The organism is Streptomyces galbus, from assembly GCF_005280195.1.
Classification (GTDB): Bacteria; Actinomycetota; Actinomycetes; order Streptomycetales; family Streptomycetaceae; genus Streptomyces; species Streptomyces galbus.
The window spans coordinates 549,418-566,242 of the sequence record NZ_SZPR01000010.1 but is presented as its reverse complement, the minus strand read 5'-3'; the positions used below and the strand labels follow the sequence as shown (position 1 = coordinate 566,242).

At 74.7% G+C, this 16,825-nt stretch carries 17 protein-coding genes; 9 read left to right on the top strand and 8 right to left on the bottom strand.

From position 1 onward, the window contains the following. Positions 1 to 8: 8 nt before the first annotated feature. Positions 9 to 1,070: an endo-1,4-beta-xylanase gene (locus E4U92_RS10935; protein ID WP_137300109.1), complete on the top strand. Its 1,062-nt coding sequence runs from the start codon at positions 9 to 11 to the stop codon at positions 1,068 to 1,070. On the opposite strand, the gene E4U92_RS10930 is transcribed toward E4U92_RS10935, so the two are convergent. The 3 genes from E4U92_RS10930 to E4U92_RS10920 form a co-directional block, all read right to left on the bottom strand. Beyond that, positions 1,043 to 2,056 carry a LacI family DNA-binding transcriptional regulator gene (locus E4U92_RS10930; protein WP_229862472.1) on the bottom strand — a complete coding sequence of 338 codons (1,014 nt, stop codon included), beginning with the start codon at positions 2,054 to 2,056 and terminating at the stop codon, positions 1,043 to 1,045. The two genes, E4U92_RS10935 and E4U92_RS10930, sit on opposite strands and share 28 nt — an antisense overlap. A 344-nt stretch (positions 2,057 to 2,400) precedes the next feature. Further along, positions 2,401 to 2,607: a DUF5999 family protein gene (locus E4U92_RS10925; RefSeq protein ID WP_137300107.1), complete on the bottom strand. Its 207-nt coding sequence runs from the start codon at positions 2,605 to 2,607 to the stop codon at positions 2,401 to 2,403. Positions 2,608 to 2,988: 381 nt separating this feature from the next. Continuing rightward, positions 2,989 to 3,567, bottom strand: a complete 579-nt coding sequence (locus E4U92_RS10920) for a hypothetical protein (RefSeq protein WP_137300106.1) — start codon at positions 3,565 to 3,567, stop codon at positions 2,989 to 2,991. 550 nt (positions 3,568 to 4,117) lie between these two features. On the opposite strand from E4U92_RS10920, the gene E4U92_RS10915 reads away from it, so the two are divergent. Then, positions 4,118 to 5,635 carry a glutamate-cysteine ligase family protein gene (locus E4U92_RS10915; protein ID WP_137300105.1) on the top strand — a complete coding sequence of 506 codons (1,518 nt, stop codon included), beginning with the start codon at positions 4,118 to 4,120 and terminating at the stop codon, positions 5,633 to 5,635. A 208-nt stretch (positions 5,636 to 5,843) separates the two neighbouring features. After that, positions 5,844 to 6,647 (top strand): CPBP family intramembrane glutamic endopeptidase, encoded by an 804-nt coding sequence (locus E4U92_RS10910; protein WP_229862369.1) that lies wholly within the window; start codon positions 5,844 to 5,846, stop codon positions 6,645 to 6,647. A 70-nt stretch (positions 6,648 to 6,717) separates the two neighbouring features. On the opposite strand, the gene E4U92_RS10905 is transcribed toward E4U92_RS10910, so the two are convergent. Continuing rightward, the gene (locus E4U92_RS10905) at positions 6,718 to 7,530 is read right to left on the bottom strand and encodes a PhzF family phenazine biosynthesis protein (protein WP_137300104.1); all 813 of its coding nucleotides are present in this window, start codon (positions 7,528 to 7,530) and stop codon (positions 6,718 to 6,720) included. Between the two features lie 185 nt (positions 7,531 to 7,715). Here E4U92_RS10905 and E4U92_RS10900 point away from each other — a divergent pair, with 185 nt between their 5' ends. The 4 genes from E4U92_RS10900 (at position 7,716) to E4U92_RS10885 (ending at position 11,434) form a co-directional block, all read left to right on the top strand. Continuing rightward, positions 7,716 to 8,693: an NAD-dependent epimerase/dehydratase family protein gene (locus tag E4U92_RS10900; protein ID WP_137300103.1), complete on the top strand. Its 978-nt coding sequence runs from the start codon at positions 7,716 to 7,718 to the stop codon at positions 8,691 to 8,693. Positions 8,694 to 8,841: 148 nt separating this feature from the next. After that, positions 8,842 to 9,483 carry a PadR family transcriptional regulator gene (locus E4U92_RS10895; RefSeq protein ID WP_137300102.1) on the top strand — a complete coding sequence of 214 codons (642 nt, stop codon included), beginning with the start codon at positions 8,842 to 8,844 and terminating at the stop codon, positions 9,481 to 9,483. Positions 9,484 to 9,668: 185 nt separating this feature from the next. Next, the gene (locus tag E4U92_RS10890) at positions 9,669 to 10,301 is read left to right on the top strand and encodes a Clp protease N-terminal domain-containing protein (RefSeq protein ID WP_137300101.1); all 633 of its coding nucleotides are present in this window, start codon (positions 9,669 to 9,671) and stop codon (positions 10,299 to 10,301) included. Between the two features lie 134 nt (positions 10,302 to 10,435). Beyond that, positions 10,436 to 11,434 carry an EamA family transporter gene (locus tag E4U92_RS10885; protein WP_229862373.1) on the top strand — a complete coding sequence of 333 codons (999 nt, stop codon included), beginning with the start codon at positions 10,436 to 10,438 and terminating at the stop codon, positions 11,432 to 11,434. A gap of 32 nt (positions 11,435 to 11,466) precedes the next feature. Here E4U92_RS10885 and E4U92_RS10880 read toward each other — a convergent pair whose 3' ends face one another. Beyond that, positions 11,467 to 12,165 carry a pyridoxamine 5'-phosphate oxidase family protein gene (locus E4U92_RS10880; RefSeq protein WP_137300100.1) on the bottom strand — a complete coding sequence of 233 codons (699 nt, stop codon included), beginning with the start codon at positions 12,163 to 12,165 and terminating at the stop codon, positions 11,467 to 11,469. Between the two features lie 35 nt (positions 12,166 to 12,200). On the opposite strand from E4U92_RS10880, the gene E4U92_RS10875 reads away from it, so the two are divergent. Beyond that, complete coding sequence (locus E4U92_RS10875; RefSeq protein WP_137300099.1) at positions 12,201 to 13,532, top strand: aminotransferase class I/II-fold pyridoxal phosphate-dependent enzyme; 1,332 nt, start codon at positions 12,201 to 12,203, stop codon at positions 13,530 to 13,532. Between the two features lie 57 nt (positions 13,533 to 13,589). Here E4U92_RS10875 and E4U92_RS10870 read toward each other — a convergent pair whose 3' ends face one another. After that, complete coding sequence (locus E4U92_RS10870; RefSeq protein ID WP_373311478.1) at positions 13,590 to 14,705, bottom strand: DMT family transporter; 1,116 nt, start codon at positions 14,703 to 14,705, stop codon at positions 13,590 to 13,592. A gap of 38 nt (positions 14,706 to 14,743) precedes the next feature. Between E4U92_RS10870 and E4U92_RS10860 the strand changes: the two genes are divergently transcribed. Beyond that, on the top strand, positions 14,744 to 15,646 hold the full coding sequence (locus tag E4U92_RS10860) for a LysR family transcriptional regulator (protein WP_137300098.1): 903 nt from the start codon (positions 14,744 to 14,746) through the stop codon (positions 15,644 to 15,646). Between the two features lie 37 nt (positions 15,647 to 15,683). On the opposite strand, the gene E4U92_RS10855 is transcribed toward E4U92_RS10860, so the two are convergent. Together E4U92_RS10855 and E4U92_RS10850 are read right to left on the bottom strand one after the other, a co-directional pair. Further along, complete coding sequence (locus E4U92_RS10855) at positions 15,684 to 16,151, bottom strand: pyridoxamine 5'-phosphate oxidase family protein (RefSeq protein WP_137300097.1); 468 nt, start codon at positions 16,149 to 16,151, stop codon at positions 15,684 to 15,686. Positions 16,152 to 16,268: 117 nt separating this feature from the next. Beyond that, a complete protein-coding gene (locus E4U92_RS10850) occupies positions 16,269 to 16,751 on the bottom strand; it encodes a Rieske (2Fe-2S) protein (protein ID WP_137300096.1) in 483 nt (160 codons plus the stop codon). Positions 16,752 to 16,825 lie beyond the last annotated feature (74 nt).

Genomic DNA, 16,825 nt, shown 5'->3' with positions numbered 1-16,825 from the left:
GTCGCACCATGCGCAGCACCGTCCGGACCCGTCTCAGACTCGCCGGGGCGCTCGCCGCCGTGCTGGTCGCCGCCGGGACCGCCGCCGGCCCGGCCGCGCAGGCCGGCGAACGCCACCACCCCCGGCCCACGCTCGCCGGCCTGGCCGAGCGCCACGGCCGCTACTTCGGCAGCGCCACCGACAACCCCGAACTCACCGACACGGCCTACACCGGCGTCCTCGGCCACGAGTTCGACATGATCACGCCCGGCAACGGCATGAAGTGGTACGCCACCGAGCCCCGGCAGGGAGTCTTCGACTGGACCGCCGGCGACGAGGTCGTGGACCTCGCCCGCTCGCACCACCAGCGGGTCCGCGCCCACACACTCGTCTGGCACAGCCAGCTCCCGGACTGGCTGACCAGCCGCACCTGGACCGCCGACGAGCTGCGCGCCGTGCTGAAGAACCACATCCGGACCGAGGTGCGCCACTACCGCGGCAAGGTCTACTCCTGGGACGTCGTCAACGAGGCGTTCAACGAGGACGGCACCTACCGGGAGACCCTCTTCTACAAGACGCTCGGCCCCGGCTACATCGCCGACGCCCTGCGCTGGGCCCACGAGGCCGACCCGCACGCCAAGCTCTACCTCAACGACTACAACATCGAGGCGGTCGGCCCCAAGAGCGACGCCTACTACGCCCTCGCACAGCAGCTCAGGGCCCAGCACGTCCCGCTCGACGGCATCGGCCTGCAGGCCCACCTCGCCCTGCAGTACGGCTATCCGGCCACCCTGGAGGACAACCTGCGCCGGTTCTCCCGCCTCGGCCTGGACACCGCCCTCACCGAGGTCGACGTGCGGATGCTGCTCCCGGCCACCGCGGACAAGCTCGCCCAACAGGCCGACTGGTACCGGTGGATGACCGAGGCGTGCCTGGCGGTGCGCCGCTGCGCCGGCATCACGGTCTGGGACTACACCGACAAGTACTCCTGGATCCCGGCCTTCTTCCCCGGCGAGGGGGCGGCCCTGCCCTGGGACGAGCAGCTCGCGCCCAAACCGGCGTACTACGCGATCCGGGAGGCGCTGGACTGAGCCGCGGACGGTGCGGTGCTGCAGCGCACCACCAGGTCCGTGCCGAGCTCGACCCGCGGCGAGCCGGGGTGCTCGCCGCGGGCCAGCCGCAGCACCGTGCGGACGGCCAGCCGGCCCATGTCCGCGAGCGGCTGGCGGACCGTGGTCAGGGGCGGCGCGGACCAGCGGACCTCGGGCAGGTCGTCGAAGCCGACCACGCTCATGTCCTCCGGGACACGCAGCCCCCTCCGGCGCAGCGCCTCGATCGCGCCGAGCGCCATCTGGTCGCTCGCGGCGAACACCGCGGTCGGCGGCTCGGGCAGGTCGAGCAGGGCGGTGCAGCCGGCGAAGCCCGACTCGGGGCGGAAGTCGCCGGGCACCACCAGGTCCGGGTCGACGGTGAGCCCGGCGCCCTCCAGGGCAGCGCGGTAACCGTCGTGGCGGGCCCGCGAGCACAGCAGCCGGGACGGGCCCCCGATCAGTGCGATCCGGCGGTGGCCCAGGGACAGCAGGTGCTCGGTGGCGGCCAGCCCGCCGGCCCAGTTGGCGGCGCCGATGGTCGGGGTGTCGGCGGCGGGCGAACCCGTCGGGTCCACCACGACCAACGGGACGCCGAGGACACGCAGTTGGTCCTGCAGCCCCGGCTCCAGGGCGGAGGTGACCAGGATGACCCCACCGGAGGCGCGGGCGCGCAGGTTGCGCATCCACTCGCGGGCGGCGCCCGAGCGGCCGTGGATGGCCGACACGACGGTGCCGACCCCGGCCGCGTGCGCGACCTCCTCGACGCCGCGCAGGATCTCCACGGCCCACGGGCTGTCGAGGTCGTGGAAGACCAGGTCGAGCAGGGCGGCGCCGGCGGACGGTGCCGGGGAGCGCTTGCGGTAGCCGTGCCGGCGCAGCAGGTCCTCCACGCGGGCGCGGGTGCGGGGGGCGACGTCGGAGCGTCCGTTGACCACCCGGGACACGGTCGGCACGGAGACGCCGGCCTCGCGGGCGATCTCCGTGATCGTGACCTTCCCCCGGGGCGCCGGCGGGCCGGACGCCGTGGACGGCCCCTCGCCGTCGCCCTCGTACGCTGCCACTGCCACCACCTCCGTCACCGCGGGCGCCCCGCCGCGCCGCGCCGTCCAGTCCGGACCATCGAGGAGTCTTCCGGAAGCGGGGCGGCGCTGGGAAGGCGGGCCCAGGGGGAAACGGCGGCTACGGGGAGTGACCGCGGGTCCTCATGCGTCGGGGCCGGCGCGCAGCGACGGTCTGCGTCCGGCCCTTAAGGGGTGTCTCGTCGGTGCCGCTGGGCGGCGCGTCGGCCGCCCGGTGCCGACCGGGTGCCGCGGTGGGCGCCCGGCGGTGATCAGGCGGCCGTCACGACCCGGCCGGTGGCCAGCGGCCGGTGCGGGGCGATGATCTGGCCGTCCGGCAGGAGCTCACCGGTGTCCTCGAAGAGGAGGACGCCGTTGCACAGCAGGCTCCAGCCCTGCTCCGGGTGGTGCGCCACGAGGCGGGCGGATTCCCGGTCGGCGGAGTCTGCGGTCGGACACGGTGGCTGGTGCTGGCACATGGAAGGGATCTCTCGCTCTGACGTGAGGTGTGGAAGGTGCGTGGTCGTCGTCCCGCGGCGTGAAACGTCGTTCATGGCCGCCCCCCGTTGTGATAAGTCGGTCGGAGTCCAGTGTTGCCCCACGGGCGTCGTTCCGCAGGGATTTCGCGGCACCGCTTCTCACAGGTTCATGACGCGTCACCCGGGCGGGCGGTTCAGTGGCGCCGCGGGGTCACTTCGGGGGGTTTCTGGGGGGCCGGAAGGGACTAGTCCCCGGTCCGCGCGCCGAGTTGGCGGCGGTGGGCCCGCGCCTCGACGCACCGTACCCCGCCGCCCGGATCACGGCGGCGGGGTACGGGGACGTACGGGGGCCCGTCGTTCGGAGCGGTGCGGACCGGCCGGTCAGGCCGACAGCAGGGGCGCGGGTGTCACCCGGAGCGTGAGCAGCGGGAGCAACTCGGCGACGCGGTGCGGCCGGTGGGCCGCGATGCCGGGCGGGGCGGGCGCGAGCGGGACCAGCAGGTCGGTCGCGGCGGGGTGACCGCCGGTGCCGTCGGAGGCGCAGTCGCCGTGCAGCCACAGGGTGAGCATGTACAGGCCCGGCACGGACAGCAGGCGCGCCTGGTACGGCTGGGCCGTCGACTCCGCCTGGCGCACGGCGCGTTCGGTCGAGGCGATGTAGGGGCCCTCGAAGAAGTACGCGAAGGTCCAGCCGTCGGGGGTCAGCCGGGTCTCTGCCGCGGCCACCGCACGGTCGCCGCTGCGGATCAGGAACCGCCAGCCGGCCAGCCGGGTCACGGCCTGGCCCTCGGGGGTGATCCGGTCCAGGACGTGGACGGGCAGCGGGAGTTCGGGCGTGGTGGGGCCCTGCGCGGCGCGCAGGGACGGGGTCCGGGCCTCTCGGACGGCGGTGGGTGATCCGAGTGCGGTGAGGACGGAGCGCAGGGCGGGCGCGGGAGCCGGGGGAACGTGCAACGGCATGGTGGGTCGCCTCTCAATCGACAGGCCACGGTGCGAGGGCGGGGGCGGACGGCGCTGTCAGCTCGCGGGGGCAGTCGGGCAGGGGCCTCGGTCGTGGTCGGTCGCGGAGACAGGTGTGGCCTGCCGTCCGTCACCTCGACGACAGGCTGTTGCGACGTGGGCGCCCACCTTCTGCCTTGCCGCGGAGTTTATACGACACGTGTTCACACCGTGTTTCAGCTAGTCGATTCCGGGGCACGCGGCAAGGGTGAATTCGGTCGCGGAAAAGTGGGGAATCATCCCGATTCTTCCGGGGAGGCAATGCGGTGACCTCGTGATATGCACGTACAACGGTCGGCCAATTCTTGTCGGTGTTTTTCACGAGTTACCGGCCCCGTGAAAACACGATCTGCGTCATGCCCCGTGAATGTGCCTCCGGTCACTGTGCAAGCGTAGCGGGCGATCGGGCGGCGCGGGGACGTTATCGATCGTCGCGGCGGGGCATCATCCACCGTGACCGGGACACCGGCGGCCGCGCCCGCGGCCCGCCCAGGCGAGGAAGGACCCTTCGATGGGGGAGAAGATCGAGGCAGGCGGGTTCGACCTGTCCGATCGTCAGCGCTACCGCGACAAGCTCCGGCAGTGTCTGACGGGGCTGGAGCGACTCCTGGCCGAAGAGCGCTTCGACCGCCCGAAGAACCTCATGGGGCTCGAGATCGAGCTCAATCTCGCGGGCGACGACGGCATGCCGAGAATGCTGAACGGCGAGGTGCTGGAGAGGATCGCCAGCCGCGATTTCCAAACGGAACTCGCCATGTTCAACCTTGAAGTCAACATCGCCCCGCACCGGCTCGGCGGCCGGGTATTCGACCGGCTCGCCGAGGAACTGCGCACCTCCCTGGCCTATGCGGACCGCAAGGCGGCCGAGGTGGACGCGGGAATCGTGATGATCGGCATTCTGCCGACGCTGGAACGGGACGACCTGGTCTCCTCGAACCTTTCCGAGGTCGACCGCTACGCCCTGCTCAACGAACAGATCGTCGCCGCCCGGGGCGAGGAGTTCACCCTCGACATCGAGGGCGTGGAGCGGCTGTCCTGCACGGCGAAGTCGATCACCCCGGAGGCGGCCTGCACCTCCGTGCAACTGCACCTGCAGGTGACCCCGGCCCGCTTCCCCGCCGTGTGGAACGCGGCGCAGGCGGTGGCCGCCGCGCAGGTGGCCGTCGGCGCCAACGCGCCGTTCCTGTTCGGGCGCGAGCTGTGGCGCGAGTCCCGGCCCCCGCTGTTCCTGCAGTCCACCGACACCCGCCCGCCGGAGCTGCAGGCCCAGGGCGTGCGGCCGCGGACCTGGTTCGGCGAGCGCTGGATCTCCTCCGCCCACGAGCTGTTCGACGAGAACCTGCGCTACTTCCCGGCCCTGCTGCCGATCTGCGACGAGGAGGACCCGCTGGAGGTCCTCGACGCGGGCGGGGTGCCGAAGCTCGCCGAACTCGTCCTGCACAACGGCACCGTGTACCGCTGGAACCGGCCCGTCTACGACGTCGCCGACGGCGTGCCGCACCTGCGGGTGGAGAACCGCGTCCTGCCGGCCGGTCCCACCGTCACCGACGTCCTCGCCAACGCGGCCTTCTACTACGGCGTGGTCCGCGCCCTCGCGGAGGAGACGCGCCCGGTGTGGACCCGGATGCCCTTCGAGACGGCCGCCGACAACTTCGACGCCGCCTGCCGCCACGGCATCGACGCCCGCCTGCAGTGGCCGCGGCGCGGGCGGCTCGGGGGCCTCGCGGAGGTCGACGCGGTGAGCCTCGTACGGGACGAGCTGCTGCCGCTGGCCGAGGCGGGCCTGGACGCGTGGGGTGTGGAGCCCGCCGACCGGGACCTGTACCTCGGGGTCATCGAGGAGCGGTGCCGGCGACGCACCAACGGGGCGTCCTGGCAGGCGGCCACCTTCCACCAGGGGCTGGAGGCGGGGCTGTCCCGCGAGGAGGCGCTCGCGGCCACCACGCGGCGCTACCGCGAGCTGATGCAGAAGGGCGAGCCGGTGCATCTGTGGCCGGTGGGACTCCGGGAGCCCGTGCCCATGGGATGAGCCGCCGTACGAGCCACCGGCTCGGTGAACCGGCGGTACGAGGAGGGGCCGACGCGGCCGCGGTCAGGATGATCGGGCATGCTGTGTCGGCCCCTCGTCGTGCCCCGGCCACCGGCGGTCAGCCCGGAAGCGGAACCGGTCGACGGTCGTGCGAGGCTGGGGGCGCCCCGCGGGGGCACGCGGTCGTCGACATGAGGCAGGTGGGCAGGTGGAGGCAGGCTCGGCGGGTCCGGTGGACGTGGGCCGCCCCCCGGAGCGGCTCACGCGCCGACTGCTCAGGGACGAGACCCTGCTGGTGCTGGGCCTCTCCCTCGGCGCGAGCGGTGTGTCCGCGCTGATCAGCTTCATCGGTTCGGTCACCAAGCCGGGCGGTCTGAAGGACCAGGCGGCGACCCTCAACGCGTCGGCCGCACCGGGCAGGCCCTGGCTCGACCTCGCCTGGCAGCTCTTCGGGATCGCCTCCTCGCTGGTGCCCGTCGCCCTCGTGGCCCACCTGCTGGTGCGCGAGGGCCGCAGCCTGCGCACGCTCGGCTTCGACCGCACGCGCCCCTGGCCCGACCTGGGCCGCGGGGCGCTCGTCGCGGCGGTCATCGGCAGCACCGGCATCGCCTTCTACCTGGCCGCCCGCGGCCTCGGCTTCAACCTCACGGTGGTGCCCGAGGCGCTGCCCGACGTGTGGTGGAAGTACCCGGTGCTGGTCCTGTCGGCCCTGCAGAACGCGGTCCTCGAAGAGGTCATCGTGGTGGGCTACCTGCTGCGCAGGCTCGGCCAGCTCGGCTGGACGCCGGGCACCGCGCTGGTGGCCAGCGCGGTGCTGCGCGGCTCGTACCACCTCTACCAGGGCGTCGGCGGCTTCCTCGGCAACATGGTGATGGGCGTGGTGTTCGTCTGCCTGTACCGCCGCTGGGGCCGGGTGGGACCCCTCGTGGTCGCGCACTCCCTGCTCGACATCGGGGCGTTCGTCGGCTACGCCCTGCTCGCCGGGAAGGTCGGCTGGCTGCCCACCGCGTGAGCGCCGGGCGGCCGGCCGCCCGCACGGTCCGCCGCCCGCCCGAGGGCCGGCCGTCGGCCCCCCGCCACCGTCAGGCCAGCAGCTCCCCGTCGATGACGGTCACCGCGGACCCGGTGAGCAGGACGCGCTCGCCGCGCAGCCCGGTGCGCACCAGGCCGGAGCGGGCGGAGGTCTGCAGTCCCGTGAGGTCGGGCCGGCCCAGCCGCTCGGACCAGAACGGGGCCAGCGCGGTGTGCGCGCTGCCGGTGACCGGGTCCTCGTCGATGCCGACGTTCGGGAAGAAGCAGCGCGAGACGTAGTCGTAGGGGCCCGCCGGGTCCTCCGCGCGGGCGGTGGCGATCACGCCGCGGGCCGAGTGGGCGCCGAGCGCCCGGTGGTCGGGCCGCAGGGCGCGCACCGTCTTCTCGTCGGCCAGCTCGACGAGCAGGTCGTCGATGTTCGGCCCGGTGTCCAGGACGGTGAGGGGCTCGGCGCCGAGGGCCTCGGCGAGCCCGGCCGGGGTTTCCGCGGGGGTGAGCGGCGCGGTGGGGAAGTCCAGCGTGATCGAGCCGTCCCCGGCGGGCGTGGCGACCAGGACGCCGCTGCGGGTGGTGAAACGCACGGGACCCTCGTGCGCGCCGGTGCCGTGCAGCACGTGCGCGGTGGCGAGCGTGGCGTGGCCGCACAGGGCCACCTCGGTGACCGGCGTGAACCAGCGCAGCGCCCAGTCGGCCTCGCCGCCCTCCGGGAGGCGGTGCGCGAAGGCGGTCTCGGCGTGGTTGACCTCCTGGGCCACGTTCTGGAGCCAGGCGTCGCCGGGGAAGGCGCCGTCCAGCAGGACGACCCCCGCGGGGTTGCCGGCGAAGGGACGGTCGGTGAAGGCGTCGACGATTCGGATGCGCATGGTCCGACGGTAGGGGCAGGGCGGAGGGCCCGGCCAAGGCCAATTCCCGACGGCTGGCCCCGATCCGTGCGGGAAGATCGACAGCAGGCGTCTGGAGGAGGACAGGAGGGAGACCGGACGTGAACGGCGAGGGCACCGGGGGACGCGGTGCGACGAGTGGTGGGGTGCCGGGAAGCGGCGGGACCGTGGTGGTCACCGGGGCCACCGGCTTCATCGGCGGGGCCGCGCTCGGGGCCCTGCTGCGGGACGGCGGGACGGGCGACGACGGCGTCGGCGACGACTGCGGTGACGGCGGTGACGTCCCGCGCGTGCGGGCGCTGGTCCGGCGCATCCCGGCCGCCCCGCGGGACGACGTGGAGTGGGTGCGCGGGGACGTCACCGACCCGGTGTCGCTGCGCGGGCTCTGCGAGGGCGCGACGGCGGTGCTCCACCTGGCGTCGTACGTCGGCCCGGACGAGGAACAGGGCGAGACGGTCAACGTCGCCGGCACCCGGGCGGTGATGGCGGAGGCGGCACGGGCCGGGGTGCCCCGGGTGGTGCACCTGTCCACGGCGGCGGTGTACGGCGTCGGCCCGCACCGCGGGATCACGGTGGACGAGGTGCCCCCCGAGCCGGTCTCGGCGGCGAGCCGGACACGGCTGGCGGGGGAGCGGCACGCGCGCGAGGCGGGGGCGGTCGTCCTGCGCCCCGGGATCGTGACGGGCCCCGGCGACCGGTGGGTCGTCTCCGGACTGCGGGAACTGGTCGAGCGGGTGCCCGCGGTCTGGGACGGCGGCGGCGCCCTGCTGTCGGTGGTCGACGTGGGCGACCTCGGCCGCCTGGTGGCCCGGCTCGCCACGGGACCGCGCCCGGTGCCGCCCGGGGTGTACCACGCGAGCCACCCGGAGCCGGTACGCGTCGCCGACCTGCTGGGCGAGCTGGCCGCGCTGGGCCTGCTGCCCCCGGTGCGGGACGAGGACTGGCCCTACGCGCTGTGCCTCGAGGCGCTGCGGAGCACGCCGGGCCGCGCCTCGGAGCGCCAGTTCGCGCTGGTGGCCCGGGACCACTGGTACCGGTCGGAGGACATCTGGTCGCTCGCCGACTGCGCGCCCGGTCCGGGGCCGCTGGCCCGGCTGGCCGACGCGGTCACGTGGTACCGGCGGTCGCCGGGGGCGGCGGGCTGAGGGCGTGGGAGCGGCGGACCGGGAACGGGGTCGCTGCTCCGCGAGAGGGCACGGGGAAGGTCCACCGGTCGACGGGTCTTGCCATGCGAACTCTTCCGATATATCGTTGACGCATCGCGACAGATCAACGATGGATGGAGTGATGGCGATGCGTACCCACGGACACGAGCGTGGACACGGACAGGAACACCCCTTCGGCCGCGGCCGGGGCGGCTTCGACGGGCGGCGCGCGGCCTTCGGTCCCTTCGGGCCGGGTGGCCCGGGCGGACCCGGCGGGCGCGGCTTCGGGCCCGGCGGACCGGGGTTCGGCCCCGGACCCTGGGGCCGGGGCCGTGGCGGACCGAGGGGACGGGCGCGGCGCGGTGACGTGCGGGCCTCGATCCTGGCCCTGCTGAGGGACCGCCCGATGCACGGCTACGAGATGATCCAGGAGATCGCCGAACGCAGCGGCGGCGCGTGGAAGCCGAGTCCCGGCTCGGTGTACCCCACCCTGCAACTGCTGGAGGACGAGGGTCTGATCACCAGTGAGACCGAGGGCGGCAAGAAGCTGTTCTCGCTCACCGAGGCGGGACGGACGGCGGCCGAGTCCGGTCCCGAGGCCCCCTGGGAGGAGGCCTCGCGCGGGATCGACCTCGAGGCCCTCGGCGAGATCCGCCAGGCGGGTTTCGGCCTGATGGAGGCCTTCGGGCAGGTCTGGAAGACCGGCACGAAGGAACAGCGCGACAAGGCGCTGACCGTCATCAACGACGCCCGCAAGAAGCTCTACCTCATCCTCGCCGACGAGGACTGAGCCACGCCCGGCGGCCGCACGGCCGCCCGGCCCGAAGGCGCCCCGCGCACCGTCGCGGGGCGCCTTCGGTGCGCCGGGGCACGGCCGTCCGCGCGTCGGGGCGTGGCCAGATCTCCTCCTTGGGGAGGAGATTCCGGCCGGTGCCGTCCGCTGTCCGTGGGACGCCGACATGCTCCGCTGCGCCGATGACCGGGCCGGCCGGGCCTGATGGGGTGGGGGGTGTGCACTTCCCCATCCCCCGGCAGCCGGAGCAGGAACCAGCCAGGTCCGGCGCGGACCCCGTGAGCGGGCTCGACGGCGAGCTCGCCGAGGTGGTCGACGGCGCCCGCCGCAGGGCGGTCCGCGACGGGGACCGGCAGATCGACACCGCCCACCTGCTGCACTCCCTGCTGGAGCACGACACGGAGGTGCGGGCCGCCCTCGGGGACGGCGCGCGGATCGCCCGGCTGCTCGGCTACCTGGTCCAGCGCAGCATCGGCTACGGGCTGCACTGGCAGAGCGCCCTGGAGGGCTCCGCTCCCGGGTCCGTGAGCGTGCCACCGGCGGCGGGCGGCACTGGCGGCCAGCCCGGCGAGTGCCTCTCACCGCTAGCCGCCGCGGCCATGGCCCACGCCCGGGCCCGGGCGGCGCGCCGGGGCGCCGCCGGGACGCACGGCCTCGACCTCCTCGTCGCGCTCGTCGCGGATCCGCAGGCGCGGGCCGTGGAGGTCCTCGGGCGGGCCGGGGTCGATCCGCGGGAACTGCTGGAGCGGATCCGGGGCGCGTGCGGCGCCGGTGCCTCGGTCGAGTGCGGCCGGGGAGGCGACCTCGCCCGGTGACGGGTCCCGCCGGTCCCGCCGATCCCGCGGGTCCCGGCGCTCGGTCCGGTCCGCCGACGGCCGTGGGCCGTCCAGTCGGCGAGACAGGTGTCATCGGGGGTGACGCTCATGTCAACGCCTGTCATCATGGCCCGGTGCGTACGTCAGTGAGCAGTCAGGGCAGCCGCGGCAAGGGCGTCGGGCTGGCCCTCGCGGTGGGGTCGGCCGTCGCCTTCGGCGGGTCGGGGGTCGCGGCCAAGCCGCTGATCGAGGCGGGGCTCGACCCGCTGCACGTGGTGTGGCTGCGGGTGACGGGCGCCGCTGTGGTGATGCTGCCGCTCGCCGTGCGCCACCGCGCCCTGGTGCGCCGCCGCCCGGCACTGCTGGCCGGGTTCGGGCTGCTCGGCGTGGCCGGGGTGCAGGCCTTCTACTTCGCCTCCCTCTCCCGCATCCCGGTCGGCGTGGCGCTGCTCGTGGAGTACCTGGCCCCGGCGCTCGTGCTGGGCTGGGTGCGGTTCGTGCAGCGGCGCCCGGTGACGCGCGCGGCCGCGGTCGGCGTGGTCCTCGCGGTCGGGGGCCTCGCCTGTGTCGTCGAGGTGTGGTCGGGGCTGGGCTTCGACGCGCTCGGCCTGCTGCTCGCCCTCGGCGCGGCCTGCTGCCAGGTGGGCTACTTCGTCCTGTCCGACCAGGGCACCGACTCCGCCGACGAGGCCCCCGACCCGCTGGGCGTCATCGCCTACGGCCTGCTCGTCGGCACCGTCGTGCTGACCGCGGTGGCCCGGCCCTGGGGCATGGACTGGTCGGTGCTCGCGGGCACCGCCGGCATGAACGGCACGCGGGTCCCCTCCTGGGTGCTCCTCACCTGGATCGTGCTCGTCGCCACGGTGCTCGCCTACGGCACCGGCGTGCTCTCGGTGCGCCGGCTCTCCCCGCAGGTCGCCACCGTGGTGGCCTGTCTGGAGGCGGTCGTCGCGACGGTGCTCGCCTGGGTGCTGCTCGGCGAGCACCTGTCCGCTCCGCAGATCGCCGGGGGTGCGGTGGTGCTGCTGGGCGCGTTCATCGCCCAGTCGACCACGCCGGTCAGGGCCGCCTCGGACCCGGTCGCGGGCGGCACCCCCGAACGGGAGCTGTCCGCCCGCGGCACGGCGGCCTGAACCGCACCGTCACCTCCCGGCGGGGCGGTGCGTCACAGCGCCGTGAGGTAGCCGGGTACGTCGGTACCGGGTGCCAGGGCCTCGTCCGGGACGGGGGCGTCGTAGCCCTTGCGGAGGGGGAGCACGCCGGCCCAGTGGGGCAGGGCGTAGTCCTCCCGCTCGTCGTTCACGCCGCCCGTGCGGAGCTTGGCGGAGACCTCGTCCAGGTCCAGGCGGATCACCGCGGTGGCGGCCAGTTCCTTGCGGTTGGCGGGGCGCGCGTCGGCGGCCCGGCCCGGCACCACGTGGTCAACCAGGGCGTCCAGCGCGGCCCGCTTCTCCTCCGGGTCGGTCACGTCGTGGGCGATGCCGTGCACCACGACGGAGCGGTAGTTGATCGAGTGGTGGAAGGCCGAGCGGGCCAGCACCAGCCCGTCCACGTGGGTCACGGTCAGGCACACCGGCAGCCCCGGGTCGGCCTGGCCCGTCATGCGCAGGGGCCGCGAGCCGGTCGAGCCGTGCACGTACAGCCGCTCGCCGACCCGGCCGTACAGCGTCGGCAGCACCACCGGCGCGCCGTCGCGCACGAAGCCGAGGTGGCAGACGTAGCCCTCGTCGAGTATCGCGTGCACCAGTTCGCGGTCGTACGACGCCCGGTCCGCGGAGCGCGTGGGGACCGTGCGGTCGGTCCGGGCATAGGCGGCGGGCGGTGTCGCCGGCCGGTCGGCGCTCGAAGGTGCGGTGCCCTGCATGGCGTTCTCCATTGCACTAGTGCATAATCGGTTTTGTGCTAGGAGAGTATCCGATCCAGGGACGGCGTGCGGCGGAGATTTCCGCGAGCATCGAGCGCGCGGTCGGCACCGGTGCGCTGGAGCCGGGCCGACTGCTGCCGCCGATGCGGGAACTGGCGGCGACGCTGGGCGTGAACCCCAACACGGTGGCGGCCGCGTACCGCACCCTGCGCGAGCGCGGGGTCATCGAGACCGACGGGCGCCGGGGCAGCCGGGTGCGGCCCAAGCCCGCCACCACCGGCCGCGAGAACGTCCGCCTCGACGTGCCGCCGGGCGTGCGCGACCTCGCGGACGGCAACCCCGATCCCGCGCTGCTGCCCCCGCTGTCCGGGGCGTTCGCGGCCGCCGCCGCGCAGCAGGACCGCGCGCCGGTGCTCTACGGCGCCGAGCCCGTCGAGCCGGAGCTGGCCCGCATCGCCCGCGCCGAGTTCGACGCCGACGGGGTGCCGCCCGGGCCGCTCACGGTGGTCTCCGGGGCGCTGGACGCGGTCGAACGGGTCCTCGCCGCCCACCTCAAGCCCGGTGACGCCGTCGCCGTGGAGGACCCCGGGTGGGGCCGCACCCTCGACCTCGTCCCGGCGCTCGGACTGCGCACGGTGCCGGTGGGCGTCGACGACGAGGGGCCGCTGCCCGCCGACCTCCGCCGGGCCCTGGAGGGCGGGGCGCGCGCCGCCGTCGTCACCGACCGCGCCCAGAATCCCACCGGCGCCTGTGTGGGCGCGGCACGCGCGCGGGAGCTGCGCGCGGTCCTCGCCGAGCACCCCGAGACCGTGCTGATCGAGGACGACCACGGGCACGGCATCGTCGACCTGCCGTTCCACCCGCTGGCCGGGGTCACCCGCCACTGGGCGCTGGTCCGCTCGGTCGCCAAGGCGTACGGCCCCGACCTGCGGCTCGCCCTGCTCACCGGCGACGACGTCACCGTGGACCGGGTGCGCGGCCGGCACCGGCTCGGCCCCGGCTGGGTGAGCCTGTTGCTCCAGCGGGCGGTGGTCCGGCTCTGGAGCGACGGCGTCCTGGACGGCGCGGCGGTCGCGGCCGCGTACCGGGACCGCCGCGAGGCGCTGATCACCGCGCTCGCCGCCCGCGGTGTCACGGCGCACGGCCGCAGCGGCATGAGCGTGTGGGTGCCGGTCCCCGACGAGACCGCGGCGGTGGCCCGCCTCCTGCACGCGGGCTGGGCGGTCGCCCCCGGCGCCCGCTTCCGCCTGTCCTCGCCGCCGGCCGTGCGGATCACCGTGTCGACCCTCACCGAGGCCGAGGCGGCGCCGCTGGCGGACGCGGTGGCGTCGGCGGTGGGTCCGGCGCCGTCGCGGAGTTACGTGTGAAGCGGCGGGGCGACGTCGCGTGCGCGGCAGCGGCGGACCCCGCGGGACGGCCCGCTGCTAAGCCCGCGGCTTCACCTGGGTGAGTGCCGCACCCAGCAGGACGATCACCGCTCCGACCGGGGTGCTCCACCGCAGCGACTCGCCGAGGATCGCCACCCCGGCGGCCGTCGCGATCACCGGGATGAAGTACGTGACCATCTGCGCGGTCGTCGGCCCCACCTCGACCACCAGCCCGTACTGGACGAGCACCGCCACGCCCGTGCCGAGCACGCCCAGCGCGGCCACGGCCAGCAGGGGCAGCACCGGCAGGTGCGTCGGCAGCGAGGTGAACAGCGGGGTCACGAGGGCGAGCTGCACCGTGGCCAGTCCCAACTGGGCTCCGGTCAGGGACAGGTTCGAGTGCCCGGTGCCGGCCAGCGTGCGGCGGACGTAGATCCAGCCGACCGGGTAGCTCAGCGACGCGAGCAGGGCCATCGCGGTGCCCTTCGCGTCCAGGCCGGAGAAGCCCTGCCAGGCGCCGAGGACGGTCAGGACGCCGAGGAAACCCAGGCCCAGTCCGGCGACCCGGACCCGGGTCGGGCGGTCCTCGGAGAGCGCGACCAGGGACAGCGCCATGCCCCACAGCGGCGACGTCGCGTTGCAGATCCCGGCCAGCGTCGAGGGGATCGTCAGCTCGGAGTAGGCGAACAGGGAGAACGGCAGCGCGTTGAGCAGGAGCGCGGCGACCGTCAGGTGCGCCCACGTCCGCGCCCCGCGCGGCAGCCGCTCCCGCTTCACCACGAGTGCGGCCACCAGCACGGCCGTGCCGAACGCCAGCCTGCCGAACGTCACCTGGAAGGGGGCGTAGCCGTCGGTCCCCACCTTGATCAGCAGGAAGCTGAAGCCCCAGATGAGGGACAGGGCGCCGAAGCGCAGCCGCCAGTCCAGGCGCGGGCGGCCGGGCGCGGCGCCGGAGCTCGCGGCGGGAGCCCGGTGCGGCGAGGCGGCGGGGGAGGCGGCGGCCAGGGGGGCCGGGGTGGTGGCCGCGAGCCCAGGGGCGGGGGCCGTGGCGTCGGCCGTGATGGCCGCGGGGGAGGGGCCGGGCGTGCCGGAGGGGGGCGGCCCGGCGGACGCGGGCGTGTCGGTGGCGCTGCTCATGGTCCTTACGATGCGCGAGAGAACCTCGTAGCACAATCGAGAATTCGATGCCGGTACCGCGTAGCATCGCTTACATGTTGAACCTGGAGCGCCTGCGCACCCTCGACGCCGTGTCCCGGCACGGCTCGGTCAGCGGCGCGGCCGAGGGCCTGCACGTGACCACGTCCGCCGTCTCCCAGCAGCTCGCCAAGCTGGAGCGGGAGGTCGGGCAGCAGCTCCTCGCCAAGAACGGGCGGGGAGTACGGCTCACCGACGCCGGGCGGCTGCTCGCCGAGCACGCCTCCCGCATCCTGTCCCAGGTGGAACTCGCCCAGGCCGACCTGGAGGCCCAGCGCGGCCAGGTGGCGGGGGAGCTGCGGCTGTCCGCGTTCCCCACGGCCGCGCGGGGCCTGTTCCCCGTGGCCCTGTCCGCGCTGCGCCGGGAGCACCCCGCGCTGCGGCTGCGCTCGCGCGAGCTGGAGCCGGAGGGGGGCGTCGCGGGCGTGGTGCGCGGCGACCTCGACCTCGCGGTGGTCCTCGACTGGTACAACAAGCCGATGCCGCTGCCGGACGGCCTGGTCAAGGCACCCGTCCTGGACGATCCGGCCGACGTCGCCCTGCCCGCCGGGCACCGGCTCGCCGACCGGGACGAGGTCGACCTCGCCGAGTTCGCCGAGGACGAGTGGATCACCTGGGGCGAGGGCGAGTTCTGCCACGAGTGGCTGATGTTCACGCTGCGCTCCCGGGGCGTCGAGCCGATCGTCGGCCACCGCGCCGCCGAGACGCACACCCAGCTCAACCTGGTGCAGGCGGGACTGGGCGTGTGCATCGCCCCGCTGCTGGGCCGGCACCCGGTGCCCGAGGGCGTGGTCATGGTGCCCCTCAGACAGCGGGTGCGACGGCACGTCTACGTCGTCTGGCGGGCCGACGCCGACCGCCGGCCCTCGATCCGCGCGGCGGTGCGGGCGCTGCAGGAGGCCGCGGAGAAGATCCGCTGAGGCCGGGCGGGCCGCGGCCGCCGCCGGGGCGCCGGTGTCAGGCGTCTCCCAGCTTGCGGAAGTCCCAGGAGACCACCTTCTCCGGCCTCAGCCGCACCCACGCGTGCCGGCCGTCGTGCGGGATCGCGTCCAGGCCGAAGTTCTTGCGGGCGAACAGCGTCTCCACGGCGTCCAGCTCGGCGCACAGCTCCCCGGTCCGCGGCACCTCGCCGACGAACTCCACGGCGCCGGACAGCTCGACACCGCGCAGCTGGCCGTACTCCTCGCCCGTGTCGACCACGACCGCCACCCGGGGGTCGCGGCGCAGGTCGGCGAAGCGCCTGCTGCGGACGACCGAGTACAGCCACAGCGCGGTGCCGTCCCACAGGAACCACAGCGCGCTGACGTGCGGGGCGCCCCCGGCGGACACGGTGGCGACCCGGCAGGTGCGCTGCGTGGTGAGGAACGCGTCCACCTCACCGGGCGTCATCATGATCCTGCGGCCCCGGCGCTGACCGACCGTCATACGGCCCCCGTTCCTCGTCTGCTGGTGACGTCCCGGGGCACTCTCGCCGCCCGGGCACGGCGGTGTCCAGGCCGGCGCGTCCCTGAACGGTCCGCGACCGGCCGGCGGCCACCCGGCTCAGGCCAGGGTGATCGAGTCCCCGCTCACCTTGATCGGCACCGACGGCAGCGCCTTGGTCGCGGGACCGGACTTCACACTGCCGTCCGTGATGGAGAAGTTGCTGTTGTGGCAGGGGCAGTGGATCACCCCGTCCTGGACGCTCTTCACGGCACAGCCCTGGTGGGTGCACACCGCCGAGAACGCCTTGAAGTCACCCGCGGCCGGCTGGGTCACGACGACCTTCTCGTCGCCGAAGACCTTCCCGCCGCCCTCGGGGATGTCGGCCGTCGTGGTCAGGGCGGCACCGGCCGCGGCGTTGTCCCCGCCGCCCGTGCCGCCGCTGCTCGCGGACCCGCCGCCGGTCGCGCTCTGCGCGTCCGACGAGTCGTCGCCGGAGCCTCCGCAGGCGGTCAGCGCGACGGCGAGCCCGGCCGCTCCGGCGGCCGCCACGACGGTACGACGGGCCGGACCCGACGCGGGGTTGAGCGATGCGCTGGTCATGCTGACGCTTCCCTTCCGGGGGAGGATGACGTGATCGTGATGTGCCAGGAGGTACGCGCCGCGGGCGCCGCGCG

Bases quoted from the DNA above. Each gene is read 5' to 3' on its own strand.
- E4U92_RS10935 (WP_137300109.1), top strand. From the start codon at position 9: ATGCGCAGCACCGTCCGGACCCGTCTCAGACTCGCCGGGGCGCTCGCC.
- E4U92_RS10925 (WP_137300107.1), bottom strand. From the start codon at position 2,607: ATGTGCCAGCACCAGCCACCGTGTCCGACCGCAGACTCCGCCGACCGG.
- E4U92_RS10920 (WP_137300106.1), bottom strand. From the start codon at position 3,567: ATGCCGTTGCACGTTCCCCCGGCTCCCGCGCCCGCCCTGCGCTCCGTC.
- E4U92_RS10915 (WP_137300105.1), top strand. From the start codon at position 4,118: ATGGGGGAGAAGATCGAGGCAGGCGGGTTCGACCTGTCCGATCGTCAG.
- E4U92_RS10905 (WP_137300104.1), bottom strand. From the start codon at position 7,530: ATGCGCATCCGAATCGTCGACGCCTTCACCGACCGTCCCTTCGCCGGC.
- E4U92_RS10895 (WP_137300102.1), top strand. From the start codon at position 8,842: ATGCGTACCCACGGACACGAGCGTGGACACGGACAGGAACACCCCTTC.
- E4U92_RS10890 (WP_137300101.1), top strand. From the start codon at position 9,669: ATGACCGGGCCGGCCGGGCCTGATGGGGTGGGGGGTGTGCACTTCCCC.
- E4U92_RS10880 (WP_137300100.1), bottom strand. From the start codon at position 12,165: ATGCAGGGCACCGCACCTTCGAGCGCCGACCGGCCGGCGACACCGCCC.
- E4U92_RS10860 (WP_137300098.1), top strand. From the start codon at position 14,744: ATGTTGAACCTGGAGCGCCTGCGCACCCTCGACGCCGTGTCCCGGCAC.
- E4U92_RS10855 (WP_137300097.1), bottom strand. From the start codon at position 16,151: ATGACGGTCGGTCAGCGCCGGGGCCGCAGGATCATGATGACGCCCGGT.
- E4U92_RS10850 (WP_137300096.1), bottom strand. From the start codon at position 16,751: ATGACCAGCGCATCGCTCAACCCCGCGTCGGGTCCGGCCCGTCGTACC.